This is a genomic window from Catenulispora yoronensis (assembly GCF_039531695.1).
GTDB classification, from domain to species: Bacteria; Actinomycetota; Actinomycetes; order Streptomycetales; family Catenulisporaceae; genus Catenulispora; species Catenulispora yoronensis.
The window spans coordinates 56,814-71,905 of record NZ_BAAAQN010000052.1 but is presented as its reverse complement, the minus strand read 5'-3'; the positions used below and the strand labels follow the sequence as shown (position 1 = coordinate 71,905).

The 15,092-nt window shown below is 71.9% G+C and carries 8 protein-coding genes; 7 read left to right on the top strand and 1 reads right to left on the bottom strand.

Annotated elements, in window-relative coordinates:
- Positions 1 to 148: 148 nt before the first annotated feature.
- The 6 genes from ABD481_RS33660 to ABD481_RS33635 all read left to right on the top strand — a co-directional run bounded on the left by ABD481_RS33660 (position 149) and on the right by ABD481_RS33635 (position 9,360).
- Positions 149 to 4,570: a type VII secretion EssC family protein gene (locus ABD481_RS33660; RefSeq protein ID WP_344669869.1), complete on the top strand. Its 4,422-nt coding sequence runs from the start codon at positions 149 to 151 to the stop codon at positions 4,568 to 4,570.
- Positions 4,571 to 4,689: 119 nt separating this feature from the next.
- Complete coding sequence (locus ABD481_RS33655) at positions 4,690 to 5,040, top strand: hypothetical protein (RefSeq protein WP_344669868.1); 351 nt, start codon at positions 4,690 to 4,692, stop codon at positions 5,038 to 5,040.
- A gap of 178 nt (positions 5,041 to 5,218) precedes the next feature.
- Entirely contained in the window at positions 5,219 to 7,141 is a 1,923-nt protein-coding gene (locus ABD481_RS33650) for a serine/threonine-protein kinase (protein ID WP_344669867.1), read from the top strand.
- Between the two features lie 148 nt (positions 7,142 to 7,289).
- Entirely contained in the window at positions 7,290 to 8,147 is an 858-nt protein-coding gene (locus ABD481_RS33645) for a response regulator (RefSeq protein ID WP_344669889.1), read from the top strand.
- A 19-nt stretch (positions 8,148 to 8,166) separates the two neighbouring features.
- Entirely contained in the window at positions 8,167 to 8,856 is a 690-nt protein-coding gene (locus ABD481_RS33640) for an HAD family hydrolase (RefSeq protein WP_344669866.1), read from the top strand.
- Between the two features lie 18 nt (positions 8,857 to 8,874).
- Positions 8,875 to 9,360: a hypothetical protein gene (locus ABD481_RS33635; protein WP_344669865.1), complete on the top strand. Its 486-nt coding sequence runs from the start codon at positions 8,875 to 8,877 to the stop codon at positions 9,358 to 9,360.
- A 76-nt stretch (positions 9,361 to 9,436) separates the two neighbouring features.
- Here the strand turns inward: ABD481_RS33635 and ABD481_RS33630 are convergent, their stop codons facing one another.
- A complete protein-coding gene (locus ABD481_RS33630) occupies positions 9,437 to 11,680 on the bottom strand; it encodes a galactose-binding domain-containing protein (RefSeq protein WP_344669864.1) in 2,244 nt (747 codons plus the stop codon).
- A gap of 343 nt (positions 11,681 to 12,023) precedes the next feature.
- Here ABD481_RS33630 and ABD481_RS33625 point away from each other — a divergent pair, with 343 nt between their 5' ends.
- Complete coding sequence (locus tag ABD481_RS33625) at positions 12,024 to 15,011, top strand: galactose-binding domain-containing protein (protein ID WP_344669863.1); 2,988 nt, start codon at positions 12,024 to 12,026, stop codon at positions 15,009 to 15,011.
- The last annotated feature ends 81 nt before the right edge of the window (positions 15,012 to 15,092 follow it).

The window sequence follows — 15,092 nt, the reverse complement described above, 5'->3', positions numbered from 1 at the left end:
TACCGCCTGCTGCGCTGGATGGATCCAGGCCCCTGATTGTCAACCACAGGGGAACGCGCCTCCCCGCCCCGGCCTGGAACGCTTGACTCCGCACGGCCGCGCCCCGGTCGCGCCAGGACCAAGCACGAACAAACGGGTGGCAACAACAATGAGGTTCGTCCATCGCGACGCGGGTGTCGAACGCGACCTGGAGCTGCGGCTCGGCCGCCCGGACGCGCGGGTCGCCGATCTGGCCTCCGCCCTCGGCTCGCCGGGCGGCGGCCTGGTGGTGGACGGCCGCCCGACGCCCCCGGGCACCCCGCTCGCCGAGTCCGGGCTGGTCCTGGGCTCCGAGGTCTCGACCGTCCTCGCCGACGACCGGGACCCCGGCACCATGTCCCACGAGGGCCTGGTGCTCCGCGTCGTCGGCGGCCTGGACGCCGGCCTGGCCCGGCCCCTCACGCCGGGGCGCTTCCGCCTCGGCCGCGGCGACCAGGCCGACATCCGCGTCGACTGCCCGGACCTCTCCCGGGCGCACTGCGAGATCGAGGTCACCCGCCAGGGCCGGGTCACCGTCCGCGATCTCGGCTCGCGCAACGGCACGGACCTCAACGGCGTCCGGCTCGCCGGCCCGGCCGTGGTCGGGCCGTACGACCTGGTGTGCGCCGCCGGCCGGGTGCCGTTCCGCGTCCTGCCGGCCGCCGCCCTGGGCCCGGTGCAGTACGTCAACCCGGCCCGCGAGGCCGGTCCCGGCGGCACGCTGCCCTTCAACCGGGCCCCGCGCCTGGCCCCACCGCCCGAGCCGCCGCCGGTGCGGCTGCCGCAGGCGCCCCGCCGCGCCGAGGCCCAGCCGCTGCGCATCACCACCGTGGTCGCGCCGCTGGTGCTGGCCGGGGTCATGGTGGTGGTGCTGAAGAACTTCACCTACGCGCTGATCGCCCTTTTCAGCCCCCTGATCATGATCGGCACCCAGGTGGAGGACCGGGCCCGCGGCCGGGGCGGGCTGCGCCGGGGCCGCCGGGACTACGCGGACCGGCTCGCCACCGTCCACGACGAGCTCCAGGACCGCCGCGCCGACCAGGAGGCCCGGCTGCGCGCCGGGTTCCCGGACCCCGCCGAGGTGCTCTACCGCGCCTGCGAGCCCGGGCTGCACCTGTGGGAGCGCCGCGCCGGCGCCGCCGACTTCCTGCGGCTGTCCGCCGGGCTGGCCGACCAGCGCTGGACGCCTCCGGTGGACGCCGGCCGCCGCCACGACCAGGAGCTCGACCCGGTGGTGGCCGACGCCGTCGCCGAGGCCTCGCATCTGACGCAGGTCCCGGTGGAGGTGGTCCTCGCCGACCGCGTCCTGGGCCTCGAAGGCGACCGCGCGGCCGCGCTGGCCGCCGCCCGGTCGCTGGTGTGCCAGGCGGTGACCGGCAGCGGACCGGCCGATCTGGCCGTCGCGGTGTTCGTCGACGAGGACCGCCGCGCCGACTGGGACTGGACCAAATGGCTGCCGCACGGCATCGACCCGCGCACCAACTCCTCGCGCTACGTGGCCATCGGCGCAGAACGCTGCGAAACCCTGGCTCGGGCCCTCTTGTCAGAACTCGGCGACGCCTCCTCGGCGCCGCCCGCGCTCCTTCTGATCGTCGACGGCGCCACCCTGCTCGAAGGCCGTCCCTGCGCCCTGCGCGATGTGCTCGGGGGCCAGGCCGGACCGGTCAGCGGGATCGTCCTGACCCGCCGCCTGCCGGCCCTGTGCACCGAGGTCCTGTCGGTCTCCTCCGACGGTTACGGCCGCCTGCACCGGGTCGCCACCGGCGAACGCGTCGACGACGTCCTGATCGCCGGCGTCACCCGGCACCGGGCCCGCGCGCTGGCCCGCGCGCTCGCCCGCTTCGAGGACCCCGAGGTCAGGGCGGCCGGCGCCGGACTGCCGGACCGGGTCGACCTGCTGCCGCTGCTGCGGCTGGCCGGTCCGCTCGATGCCGCGCTGGCCGCCCGCTGGCGGGCCGCCGTCGGCACCCTGCGGGCCCGGGCCGTGCTCGGCGTCACCGACCACGGCGAGTTCGAGATCGACCTCGACGACGACGGCCCGCACGCCCTCATCGCCGGCACCACCGGATCCGGCAAGAGCGAGCTGCTCAGGACCCTGATCGCGGCGCTGGCCGCCGGCGCCGACCCGGAGCACCTCACCTTCGCCCTGATCGACTACAAGGGCGGCGGCGCCCTGGACGAGTGCGCCCGGCTGCCGCACGCCGTCGGCCTGGTGACCGATCTCGACGAGCAGCTTGGCGAACGCGCCCTGCGCTGCCTGGAGGCCGAACTCCGGCACCGCGAACACGCGCTGCGCGGGGTGGGCCTGAGCCACGTCCGCGACTACCAGCGGCTGCGTGACGCCGAGCGAACAAGGTCAGGGCACTGCGATCTGGAGCCGATGCCGCGCCTGGTGGTGGTGATCGACGAGTTCGCCACGCTGGTCAAAGCGCTTCCGGAGTTCGTCGACGCCCTGGTCAGCGTGGCCCAGCGCGGCCGCAGCCTCGGCATGCACCTGGTGATGGCCACCCAGCGGCCCTCCGGCTCGGTCAACGAGGCCATCAAGAACAACGTCAAACTGCGGCTGGCGCTGCGTCTGGAGAGCGCCTCCGACTCGCAGGACGTCATCGATTCCCCGGCCGCCGCCGGGATCGGCGCCCGGCAATGGGGCCGGGGCTTCCACCGCGTCGGTGCCGGCGAGGTGCGGCCGGTGCAGACCGCGCTGTCCACCGGCGTCACGCCGGTCGAGGCCGCCGCCGGAACCCTGAGCCTGCTGGCGTTCCGGCTGGCCTCGGGGGAGCGGGCCGGGACCGCGTCGGCGTCGGCGTCGGCGTTCGCGTTCGCGTCGGCGGCCGATCAGGATCCTGCCGCCGTTGGCCAACCGACCGACCTCTCCCGGCTGGTCGACGCGGCCCGGAACGCCGGCGCCGCGGCCGGGTTCGCCCGGCCCCGGCGGCCCTGGCCGGACCCGCTGCCCGCGATGATCCCGTTGCACGAGCTGGGCCACGCTGTGCGCGGCCTCCAGACCGATACCGGCGGACTGCCCGCGTTCGCCCTGGCCGACGACCCCGACCGCCAGGCGCAGTACCCCGTGGGCTGGGACCCGGCGGCCGGCAACCTGCTGATCTATGGCGTCGTCGGCTCCGGCACCTCCACCGCGCTGGCCGCCCTGGCGCTGGCCGTCGCGGCGCACGAGCCTCCGGACCGCCGCCACCTGTACGTGCTCGACCACGGCTCCGGCGACCTCGCCGCGCTCGAACAGCTTCCGCACACCGGCGCCTACATCGGCCCCGCCGACCGGGCCCGGCAGATCCGGCTGATCAGGATGCTGCGAAGCGAGCTGGCGGCGCGCAAGGCCGGAGGCGGAGGCGGCGGGGCCGGCGCCGGGCAGGACTCCCACGGCCCGCACCCCGACGCCGCCCCGCCCCGCGTGCTGGTCCTCATCGACAACGTCGGCTCCCTGCGTTCCGACCTGGAGAAGGACTTCGCCGGTATGGGCGTCCTGGACGACCTGGAACGCGTCTACGCCGACGGCCCCGCCGTCGGCCTGCACATCGCCGCCACCGGCGACCGCACCGGAGCCGTCCCCGGAGCCTGGGGCGCGCTGAGCCGCCAGAAACTGTTGCTGCGCCTGGCCGACATCGCCGACTACGCCACCTTCGACCTGCCTCGCCGCGCCGTGCCGACCGCCGTCCCCGGCCGCGCCGTCGTCGCCGCGACCCGCCAGATCGTCCAGATCGGGTTCCCCGGCACCGACCTGACGGCCGCCGCGGCCGTCGTCGCCCGGCGCTGGGGCGGTGCGCCGCGCACCGCCAACCCGGTCCGCCTGCTGCCCGACCTCGTTCCGGCCGACCGGATCCGCCGGGCCGGCGTCGTGGCCGCGACCGGCCCCGAGCCCTGGTCGGTCCCGGTCGGCTTCACCGACAGCACGCTGGCAGCGGCCCTGCTGCGGATGCACGAGCATGAACACGCCCTGATCGCGGGGCCGCCCCGCTCCGGCCGCAGCAGTGCCCTGATCGCGGTCGCCCACGCCGTGCTGACCGGCATCGATCCGCCCGCCGTCGTCGCCTTCGCCCCGCGCCGCTCACCGTTGCGCGAACTGCCCGCGCCGGTTTCGGTCTGCACCGAGTACGCCGACCTGGAACGGATCCTGACCGCCGCCGGCGAACGGGTCCTGCTGCTGGTCGACGACGCCGACACCGTCACCGACACCACCCAGGTCCTGGACCGGTTCATCGCGAAGGCCGGCCCGGGGCGGCACCTCGTCGCCGCCGGGCGCAACGACGGCATCCGGCGCCAGTTCGGCCAGTGGACGCAGAAGGTGCGCGAGTCCCGCTGCGGCGTGCTGCTGGCCCCGGACCACGATCTCGACCACGACCTGCTCGGCACTCCGCTCCCGCGTCAGCACCGCATGACCGTCCGGCCGGGTCGCGGCTACTTGATAGGCGACGGCCAGGCAGAGGGAGTGCAACTGGTGCTGGCGACACCCGCGGACGTGTACGAGCTCTACAACGTACGCGGTAGCGCGGAAATACAGCGCTCGTTAGACGACCTCGGAAAGCATCCGGCATAGCGTTCTTCTCGTAGCAACGACCGGATGGTTCCGGCGGCGCGACTCCCCCCCGAATTCCGCGGGCCCGCACAGGACGGCGGGCCCGCGGAATACCTCAAGCACAGATACGGAGCACCAAGATGAGCGACGGGACCGTCAAGGTCACTGCCGAGGCCCACCTGCACATCTCGCAGCTGATGAACCTCCTCCAGGGCCCGCTGAGCGACGTGCTGTCGCAGGTGACCTCGCACGGTCTGGCGCTGACCGACCCCAACGTGTGGGCCGGCCCGGCGGCGTCCATGTTCAGCGCCAACGTGTGGCCGGTCGCGCAGACCCAGCTGGACCAGGTCCGCACCACGCTCACCGATCTGCAGCAGCAGGTCGCCGGGATACTCAGCAACATCACCTCGGCCGGCAGCGGCGGCCTCCCGGCCGTCGGCTCGCTGCCGGCGGTCGGCTCGCTCGTCGGCGGACTCACCAACGGTCTGTAGGCCCTGGCGACCGGGTCACCAGAAGACGTGGGTCGCGGTACGGAGCGATTGATCGGATCGAACTGAACAGCATAGGACCCACCCCCGGCGACGGCGGTGGCGAGGCGGCACGGAGCGGGCGTGCCGCCACGCCACCGCCTCGTCGTGCTTTCGTTTCGGAACGGACAGGATGCGAGCGATGACACGCCGTAACGGATCGACGGACACTGCGATCGCCGGAAGACCCCGGCCGCCCAGACCGCGCCGGGCCGCCCCGGCGGCCAACCCCGACGCCTTCCTGGAGGCGCCGGAACACGTCCCCGGCTACCGGGACCTGACCCAAATCGGCTACGGCGGCTTCAGCGTCGTCTACCGGGCCGTGCAGGAGTCGGTCGGCCGCGCCGTGGCTCTCAAGGTGCTGACGGTCGCCGGTCCGGACGAGGACGCGCAGCGCCGCTTCGACCGCGAGGTCCGGCTCGCCGGCAGCCTCAGCAACCACCCGCACGTGGTGACCGTGCTGGACACCGGCACCACCGCGTCCGGGCGGCCGTTCCTCGCGATGGACCTCTACGACGGCGGGTCCATGAAGGACCGGCTCGGCCGCCATGGCCCGCTCACTCCGGCCCAGGCCGCCGGCCTCGGCGCGAAGATCGCCGACGCGCTCGCGGCCGCGCACGGACTCGGGGTGCTGCACCGCGACGTCAAACCCAACAACATCCTGGTGTCCCGCTACGGCGAACCGGCGCTGGCCGACTTCGGCGTCTCGTGCCTGCTCGATGCCAGCGCCTCCGGGTCGGTGCTGGACGTCTTCTCGCCGCAGCACGCCGCGCCGGAGCTGATGACGCGGGGCGTGCCGAGCGTCGCCAGCGACGTGTACGCGCTGGCCTCGTCGCTGTTCGAGCTGCTCATGGGGCATCCGCCGTTCGGCGGCAAGGGGCAGGACGTGCGCGCCACCATGTTCCGGACGGTCAGCGAGCCGGCGCCACGGGCTGACTGCCCGGGGCTGCCGGGATTGGCGGACGCGATCGAGCGGGCGATGGCGAAGGATCCGTTGGACCGGTTCCCGGACGCCGCGACCTTCGCGCGCGCACTACGGGCACTGATTCCCCGCGAGATAAGGATCGAGCCGGGCCATCCGGCCGTGACCGCGCCCACCGCGCCCATCGCATCTACCGCACCCACCGCGCCGCCGGCCGTCGACCTCACCGATGAGATGTACGTGTATTCGGCCCCTGATGATTATGCGACGCGGCCCGACGACACGATGGTGCGTCCGGATCGGGTGGAACAGACAGGGGCAGGCCGCGGCAAGCAGTCCGGCAGGAGCGGCCGGGACGGTCAAGACGCCCGGGACAACCACTCCCGGTCCCGGAAGCCGTTGGCTGTCGCAGCGGGAGTGGCCCTGGTCGCGGGAGGGGTCTGGGTGATCGCTTCTCAGGGTTCGGGTACTCCGCGCAACGGTGCCACGGCGAATCCGGCGCCGCCGGCCCCGACCAGCACCGAGGCCGTGAGTCCGACCCCGCGAGCCACCTCGGCGCCCTCGGCGACGCACGCGAGCTCCAGCTCCAGCCCTTCGCCGGCGCACCGTTCGTCGGCGTCGGCCGCGGCGGCCTCGCACGCGCCGGCGTCGAGCCCGACATCGGCCGCCGGCCTCCCGGCGCCGCCGCCGCCGTCGTCGTCGGCCACCGCCGCCGCCAGTTCCACCGGCTCCCTGCTGCCGGGGACCTACCACCGGTTCCGCAACGCGCAGAGCGGCGGCTGCCTGACGCAGCCGGCCGGCTCGGGCACGGCCGGGTCCCAGGGCTGCGCCTCGGACCGGACGCAGGGCTGGGAGTTCTCGGTGCCGCTGACCGGGATCCTGGGCGCCGTCACCGGCCAGTTCGAGCTGGCCAACGGGAGCAGCGGACAGTGCCTGACCGGGGGCGGCGGCGCGGTGGGCGTGCGGTCGTGCACCGGTTCGGCGGCCCAGATCTGGACGAGGACCGGTGGTTCCGGGGGTGCCGCGGAGTTTCAGAACGCGGGCGACGGGCAGTGCTTGAAGACGGCTTCGGGCTCGGTGACGGAAGGACCGTGCGGTACCGGGGACACCGCGGCGCAGTGGGTCGAGGACGGCACGGTCTGACCGGGTCCGAGCGGCGGCGGCCGGTCGGCGGCGGCCGACCCGCGCTGTTCAACCGGTTGCCAAGATCCGGGCATGATGGTCGGGTAGCGTGCGGACGGTGAGGCGGGCGGCGACGGCGGTCGCCGAGGAACAGAAGGCGGCACGACGGATGATCAAGGTTCTGATCGCCGACGACCAGGTGCTGATCCGCGCCGGGATCGCGGCCATCCTGCGCGCCGCGCCCGGGTACGAGGTGGTCGGCGAGGCGTGCGACGGCGCCGAGGCGGTGGCCCTGGCCGAGCGGACCGCGCCGGACGTGATCCTGATGGACATCCGGATGCCGGACACCGACGGGATCACCGCCACCCGCCGGATCCTGGCCGCGCACCGGGAGAACCGGCCGCGGATCCTCATCCTGACCACGTTCGACCTGGACGAGTACGTCTACCAGGCGCTGCGGGCCGGCGCGGACGGGTTCGTGCTGAAGGACACGCCGCCGGAGCGGCTGCTGGCGGCGCTGAAGGCGGTCGCCGACGGGGACACGCTGTTCTCGCCGACGGTCACGCGGCGGCTGGTTCAGGCTTATGTGACGGCCACTGTGGGGGCGGCGGCCGGGGGCGGAGCGGAGGCCGGTCGAGTGCCGGTCGGCGCGGGAGCTGCCGGAGCGGCGGGAGCGGCGGGAGCAGCGGGAGGCGGCGGCGTGGTCGGCGGCGTGGTCGGGATGGCCGGCGGCGTCAGTGCGGCCGGCGGCGTGGGCGGGGTGCCACGCGCCCGGCTGCCCGAAGCCGGAGCGTCCGCCGAGCGCGCCGCGCTGGCTGCCCTCACCGCTCGCGAGACCGACGTCCTGCGCCTGGTCGCGACCGGCTTGTCGAACACGGAGATCGCCGAGAAGCTGGTGGTCAGCGAGGGAACGGTGAAGACGCATCTGAACCGCGCGATGGCGAAGCTGAATCTGTCCAGTCGCGCCCAGGCGGTGGTGCTCGCGTACGAGTCCGGCCTGGTGGTCGCCGGGCAGCCGCAGGGATAGCCACAGAGAGGACGAGCCCATGGGTGCCGCCGCGGCCGGTCTGGTGATCTTCGATCTCGACGGCACGCTGGTCGACAGCGAGCCCAACTACCTGGCCGCCGAGCAGCGGCTGCTCGCCGAGTTCGGCGTCCTCGGCTTCGACGCCCGCGCCAAGCGGCCCTACGTCGGCATGAGCACGACCGAGATGCTCGCCGACCTGACCGTCCGCTACGGCCTCGGCGAGCCGGTGGAACGCCTCGCGGCCCGGAAGGACGAGTACTACATCGACCTCGCCCGCGCCCACACCCCGGTGTTCGAGCCGATGCGGCATTTCGTGGCCGCGCTGTCCGCCCACGGCCTGCCGCTCGCCGTCGCCTCCGGCTCCACGCCGACCGCGATCGACGCGGTGCTCCAGGCGACGACGCTGCGGGGCTACTTCTCGGTGGTGGTCTCCTCGGACGCGGTGAAGCACGGCAAGCCCGCGCCCGACCTGTTCCTGGAAGCGGCCGCGCAGGCCGGAGCGCATCCGGACCACTGCGTCGTGGTGGAGGACTCGCACTATGGCCGCGAGGCGGCGCGGCGCGCCGCCATGCGATGCGTCTTCGTTCCCGGAAACGCCGACCAGCAGCGCAGGCCCGTGAATACGAATACTGAGTTAGTGTTCCAGGAGGGGATGGCCGGCTTCGATCCGGAGCGGGCGCTGGATTGGGTGTTGAGCAGGATTTGGTGAGTCGGTTTGGGGGACTCCATGCATGGATCGGCTGGGCGGCCGGAGCGCGTCGTCGCCGCACTGGGAACACTCTGCCTGGTCACCGCCGTGGTCGCGGCCTGCTCCACGAATTATCCGCCGACCGCCGCGCCGACGAACCGGGTCAGCGGGACGAGCAGCGTCGCCAGCGGTCCCGATTCCACGACCGGTCAAGGATCGCAGAGTTCTTCCACCACCGTGTCGGCCTCCCGCTCCCCGGTGCGCAACCCCTGGCAGACGACGATCCACGCGCCGACCTACAGCGCGCTGGTGACGACGACACCCACCACGTCCGTCGCCACGACGAGCCGTCGATCGGCCCTGCCGACGACGCCGAGCACACGGACGCCCCTGCCCACGCAGACCTCGTCGACCACCCGGGTGCCGCCGATCACCCGGACCCCGCCGATCACGCTGACCAGCGGCGGGGGAGTGTTCTCACCCCCGATCATCATCTGTCCGACCCCCTGCGGGCCGGTCGGATAGACCTGTCGGACACGACGGTTCCCGCGAGGCTGAGAACCTCGCGGGAACCGTCGTCAGAGCACTGCTTCTCAGTCCATTACGGGTAGCTCACCACGTTCGACGGTCCGCCGTTCCCGGAGTTCACCGCCGTGCCGGTGCCGTTCACCACCGTGTCGATGCCGCCGGATCCGTTGAGGAACACCGTCAGGAGGTCGTGGAGCGCCACGCCCGGGGTGTTCGGGACCTGGAACGCCATCGCGTTGTGGATGTCGACGCCCTGGCTGAAGTACGAGTAGCTGCCCATTCCGTAGCCCTGGAAAGAGGTCACGGAGTTGGGGATGTAGAAGCTCGGGAAGCCCTTCTGCGTCGAGCCGGCCATCCACGCGGCCTGGCTCGGCACCTCGTACGGATTCTCGTTCTGGAAGAAGATCACCGTGCCCTGCTGGCCGTTCCAGACCGTCTCGTTGGCCTGGAAGTGCTCCACTGCCAGACCGTAGGCGGTGACGCGGTTGCCGTTCACGATCAAGCCGGTCGGGCTCTGGTCCGAGGTCCAGCTCCCACCGCCGGCGCCGTGGTCGGCGCGCCAGATCCAGATGTCGTCGAGCAGCGTGTCGCTGCTGTCGACGATCAGCGGGGTGGCGACCGTGCCGGTGGTCGCGCCGCCGACGCGGAAGAACACGTCGTCCAGGCTGACCGGGTCCGCGCTGTGGTTGGTGCCGGGGGTGGTGCCGACGTGCAGCAGCGACGGGGACGACGTGGTGCCCGCGTCGAAGATCAGGCCGCTGACGGTGACGCCGTTGGCGTCGGCGACGGACATCGTCACGTTGCCGGCCGTGGGGACCAGCGTGGCGAAGCCCAGGCCGATGATCTGGGTGTCGGGCTTGGTGACCGTGATCGTCTTGTTGATCTGGTACACGCCGGGCGTGAACAGCAGGTTGTCACCGGCCGCCAGGGCGGCGTTGATGGTGTCGACGCTGGAGGAGGGCTGGACCACGTAGAACGTGTTCAGCGCCAGCGAGGAGCCCGCGGTCGCGCCGTTGGCCCAGCTCGGGCCGCTGGAGTTGGTGCGCTTCGACGGCACGAACACCCGGTAGCCGCTGGAGTCCTGGTACAGGTACGGGGCCTCCTTCGTCACCGGGCAGGTGCCCAGGGTGGTGTACGGCGGCGGGCCGCCGGTCTGGCCGCTGTTGGCGGCGAAGCTCTGCGCCGGGGCGCCCGGGTCGCCGCAGAACACCTGGTTCCAGACGCCGTTGCTCCAGCCGTCCAGGGCCGTGTCGCGGGTGATGTACTGCTGCTGCGAGCCGTTGGTGACGGTGCCGCCGGTGAACTGCGAGTCGGCGATGAAGCCGCCGCTGGCGTAGCCGGGGCCGCCGACGCAGTAGTCCATCAGGCTCACGTTGCCGTTGAAGTGCACCCGGCGCATCGGCGCGGCCTGCGAGACCGCCCAGAAGTCGTTGCCGGCCTGGCATCCGGTCATGCCCGTGACGTTGACCGTCAGGTTGGTCAGCGACCGCCAGAAGTTGGTGGTCGCGTTGCAGGTGCCGCCGGAGCACTGGTTGTAGGCGTCGACGGTGCCGTTGATGACGACGTCGCCGGGGTTCTGGCCCAGGCCCGCCACGGCGGTGTAGAAGCCGACGGTGAAGATCAGGGGGTTCGCCGCCGAGCCGTAGGTGCCGGGCTGGAACAGCAGTGCGTAGCGGGCGGTGCCGAACTCGTTCGAGACCTGCTGGTCGGAGATCGCGTTCAGCTGGCTCTGGATCGCCGACTGGGCCATCGTCGGGCTGAAGACGATCACGTTGGAGCCCAGGCTGCCGCCGGTGGGGGGCGGCGGCGTGCCGGTTCCGGCTCCGTAGACGGCGAACTCCCACAGGGAGTAGCCGTATCCGGTGTTGCGGGCGGTGCCGTACATGCGGATGTACCGACCGGAGCCGGAGACGGCCAGCGTCTGCGTTCCGCCGGGCCCGGCCGTGGTGCTGTAGACCGACGTCCAGTTCAGGGCGTCGTTCGAGGTCTGGATCTGGAACGCCTTGCCGGAGGCGGTCTCCCAGTTCAGCACGACCTGGCAGATCGACTGGGTGCTGCCCAGGTCGACCTGGATCCACTGCGGGTCGGAGAACTGCGACGACCAGCGGGTGCCGGTGCTGCCGTCCACGGCGGCCGAGGCCGCGTAGGCGGCGCCCTCGGTCGAGGACGCGGTCGCCGGCTTGGTGAGCGCCAGGTTCGTGGTGCCGCAGGTGGCCGCGTCGGCCCGGGACGCGAGCCCCGGGATCAGCAGGCCGGCGACCAACAGGGCGAACGCCGCGACCAAGGCCGCGGGTCTTGTGCGGGAGACAGGAGTCATGGCTCTCCTTACGGTGAGTGTGGGGGTGGCTCCGGGCGCGGAGAGCGCTTCTCTTCCGAGAGAATGTTGCGCCTAGGTTCCCGACTGTCAATACGGAACCGGTTCCGAAACCGGTCACGTCACCGGTTCCGGAACTCGGGGTGACAGCGCCGGCTTTTTTGGGCCGTTTCATCGACGCAGGTCAGAGCCTTGCGTTGTTCCGGAACCGGTACCGGAACCAGTTCCGGAACCGGTTCCCCCTTGACACCGCATGCTCGGGGTTCGACCATCGGGTCTCGGAGAGCGCTCTCAACGCACGGACACGTCGGGGTTACCAACTGTTCGCGTCTCGTATAGGAGAGCCATGAGTTCCATCAGCCGTCGCAGAGCTACGGCTTTGTTCAACGTTCTGGTCGTAGTGCTGGCCGGGTTACTGGTGCCCGCTGTGTCGTCGCGTGCTCACGCGGCTGCCTGCGGCACCACCAACCTGGCCTTGAACCGGCCGGCGACCGCGTCGTCGACCGAGGGTGCCGCCTTCCCGGCGTCGGCCGCGGTCGACGGCAGCACCGGTACCCGTTGGTCGTCGCAGTTCGCGGACCCGCAGTGGGTGCAGATCGACCTGGGCAGTACCCAGTCGATCTGCCAGGTCGTGCTGAACTGGGAGACCGCGTCCGGCAAGGCGTACCAGATCCAGACCTCGAACGACGCCGCCAGCTGGACCAGCGTCTATTCGACCAGCACGGGTCCCGGCGGGACCGAGACGCTGAACGTTTCCGGCTCCGGCCGGTACATCCGGATGTACGGCACCGCCCGCAACACCGGCTACGGCTACTCGCTGTGGGAGTTCGCCGTCTACGGCGGCGGCAACACTCCGCCGCCCCCGACCTGGAACCTGGTCTGGCAGGACGCCTTCGGCGGGGCGGCCGGCACCGCGCCCTCGTCCGCGAACTGGATCGAGGACACCGGCCACAACTCCCCGGGCGGCCCGGCCAACTGGGGCACCGGTGAGGTCGAGGCGGCGTCGTCGTCGACCGCAAACGTTTCCGTGGACGGCAACGGCCACCTGGGCATCACCGCGCTCCGGGACGGCGCCGGCAACTGGACCTCCGGCCGCATCGAGACGCAGCGTTCTGACTTCGCCGCGCCGGCCGGCGGCATGCTGAAGGTCACCGCGACCATCAAGCAGCCCAACGTGCCGAACCCGGCCGGGTACTGGCCCGCGTTCTGGGCCCTGGGCAGCGCCTCCCGGACCGGTGCCGGCACCTGGCCCGCGATCGGCGAGTCCGACATCATGGAGAACGTCAACGGCCACGAGACCAGCTCCTCGGGCCTGCACTGCGGCGTCGCCCCGAACGGTCCCTGCAACGAGTACAGCGGCCGCGGCAGCGGTCTGCGCACCTGCTCCGGCTGTCTGACCGGGTACCACACCTACTCCCAGATCATCGACCGGACCCAGTCCGACGAGCAGATCCGCTTCTCCATCGACGACCAGCTCACCTGGTCGGTCAGCGAGTCCCAGGTCGGCGTCACCACCTGGCAGAACGCCGTGGACCACGGCTTCTTCCTGATCCTGGACCTGGCGGTCGGCGGCTCGTGGCCGAACGCCGACTGCGGCTGCACCTCGCCGACCTCCGCCACCACCTCCGGCGGCACGCTCAGCGTCGGCCCGGTGTCGGTCTACACCTCGAACGGCGCCGTCCCGGCCCCGCTGAACCCGCCGGCTCCGGCCACCGGGGCCAACGTGGTGAAGGTGACGGGCAGCCAGGGCAACTGGCAGCTCAAGGTCAACGGCGCGCCGTACCAGGTCAAGGGCGTCACCTGGGGCCCGGGCAACGCGGCCGGCGACGGCTACCTCGCCGACGCGGCCTCGATGGGCGTCAACACCATCCGCACTTGGGGGACCGATGCCAGCTCGCAGCCGCTGCTGGACGCGGCCGCCGCGCGCGGCCTGAAGGTGATCAACGGCTTCTGGCTGAACCAGGGCGCCGACTACGTCAACGACACGGCGTACAAGACGAACACCCTGAACACCATCAAGCAGTTCGTCACCCAGTACAAGGACCATCCCGGCACCCTGATGTGGGACGTCGGCAACGAGGTCATCCTCACCACGCAGGACCACTACACCGGCGCCGCGATCGAGCAGCAGCGGATCGCCTACGCGCAGTACGTCGAGCAGATCGCCGAGGCCATCCACGCGATCGACCCGAACCACCCGGTCACCTCGACCGACGCCTGGACCGGCGCCTGGCCGTACTACAAGCAGTACACGCCGAGCCTGGACCTGCTCGCGGTCAACTCCTACAACTCGGTCTGCAACGTCAAGCAGGACTGGATCAACGGCGGCTACACCAAGCCGTACATCGTCACCGAGTCCGGCGACGCCGGCGAGTGGGAAGTGCCGAACGACGCCAACGGCGTCCCGACCGAGCCCACCGACCAGCAGCAGCGCGACGGCTACACCTCGGCGTGGAACTGCATCGCCGGGCACCCCGGGGTGTCCTTCGGCGGGACGCTGTTCAACTACGGCGTGGAGAACGACTTCGGCGGCGTCTGGTTCAACCTGCTCACCGGCGGCTGGCGGCGGCTGTCGTACTACTCGGTGAAGCAGGCCTTCACCGGGCAGGCGCAGAGCAACACCCCGCCGGCGATCACCTCGATGACGCTGTCGAACACGGCGAGCGTGCCGGCCGGCGGCCAGTTCACGGTGAACGTCGCCTCGACCAACCCGACCGGCGACACCCTGCGCTACAACCTGGCGCTGACCAGCAAGTACGTGAACAGCGCCACGGCTCTGCAATCCCCGTCCAGCTACACGCAGACCGCTCCGGGCGCCTTCACCGTCACCGCGCCCAAGACGCTGGGCGTCTGGAAGATCTACGTGTACGTCTACGACCAGCACGGCGGCGTCGGCATCCAGTCGGTGTCGTTCAAGGTGGTCGCTCCGCCGGTCAACGGCACGAACGTGGCCTTGAACAAGGCGGTCACCGCCTCCTCGTTCCAGCCCGCGGCCAACGGCCAGACCTTCGTGCCGGGCAACGTCACCGACGGGAACTGGAGCACGCGGTGGGCCAGCGACTGGAGCGACCCGCAGTGGATCCAGGTCGACCTCGGCACGCCGACCGCCTTCAAGCACGTGCAGCTGGGCTGGGAGGCGGCCTACGGCCAGGCCTACCAGATCCAGACCTCCAATGACGGCACCAACTGGACCACGGTCTACAGCACCACGACCGGGGCCGGCGGCGTCGACACCATCGACGTCAACGGCACCGGCCGCTACGTCCGGATGTACGGCACCGCACGGGGGACCACGTTCGGCTACTCGCTGTACGAGTTCGGCGTCTACGCCTGACCCACGGCAGGCCTGACCTGCCCGACCACCCGTCCGGGCCTGGTTTGCCGACCAGGCCCGGACGGCCCGGCTCCACTCCTC

Bases quoted from the DNA above. Each gene is read 5' to 3' on its own strand.
- ABD481_RS33630 (WP_344669864.1), bottom strand. From the start codon at position 11,680: ATGACTCCTGTCTCCCGCACAAGACCCGCGGCCTTGGTCGCGGCGTTC.
- ABD481_RS33635 (WP_344669865.1), top strand. From the start codon at position 8,875: ATGCATGGATCGGCTGGGCGGCCGGAGCGCGTCGTCGCCGCACTGGGA.
- ABD481_RS33625 (WP_344669863.1), top strand. From the start codon at position 12,024: ATGAGTTCCATCAGCCGTCGCAGAGCTACGGCTTTGTTCAACGTTCTG.
- ABD481_RS33655 (WP_344669868.1), top strand. From the start codon at position 4,690: ATGAGCGACGGGACCGTCAAGGTCACTGCCGAGGCCCACCTGCACATC.
- ABD481_RS33650 (WP_344669867.1), top strand. From the start codon at position 5,219: ATGACACGCCGTAACGGATCGACGGACACTGCGATCGCCGGAAGACCC.
- ABD481_RS33660 (WP_344669869.1), top strand. From the start codon at position 149: ATGAGGTTCGTCCATCGCGACGCGGGTGTCGAACGCGACCTGGAGCTG.
- ABD481_RS33645 (WP_344669889.1), top strand. From the start codon at position 7,290: ATGATCAAGGTTCTGATCGCCGACGACCAGGTGCTGATCCGCGCCGGG.
- ABD481_RS33640 (WP_344669866.1), top strand. From the start codon at position 8,167: ATGGGTGCCGCCGCGGCCGGTCTGGTGATCTTCGATCTCGACGGCACG.